Origin of the sequence: Ochrobactrum sp. SFR4 (genome assembly GCF_019730395.1) — a bacterium.
Lineage (GTDB): Bacteria > Pseudomonadota > Alphaproteobacteria > Rhizobiales > Rhizobiaceae > Pseudochrobactrum.
In genome coordinates this window covers 1-234 of record NZ_JAAPBB010001419.1, presented here as the reverse complement: position 1 = coordinate 234, position 234 = coordinate 1, and the positions used below count along the sequence as shown (strand labels likewise).

1 protein-coding gene is annotated in these 234 nt (G+C 49.6%); it reads right to left on the bottom strand.

The window, feature by feature from the left end; all coding sequences use genetic code 11:
- A partial coding sequence (locus tag HBA93_RS23710; protein ID WP_221724843.1) for a pyrroline-5-carboxylate reductase family protein occupies positions 1–234 on the bottom strand: 234 nt, incomplete at both ends.

The following is a 234-nucleotide window of genomic DNA, read 5'->3' as shown; positions in this document are numbered from 1 at the left end:
AATGCAACAGGTGTTCCTGCGGCAACGCTCAGAAAAGTTGCGGAGGCGGCATAGGGCTTATAGTCAGGCAAAATATCCTGAATAACCTGCGGTTTGACGGCAATGATCACGAGGCGCGGTGTGTCTGAAATCTCGGCACTGTTTTTGACGGCTTTAACACCGAGTTTTCCGGCGCGTTCACGTAAACTATCTGCTGGTTCAATTACAGTCACATCGGAAGACTGCAATTTTCCG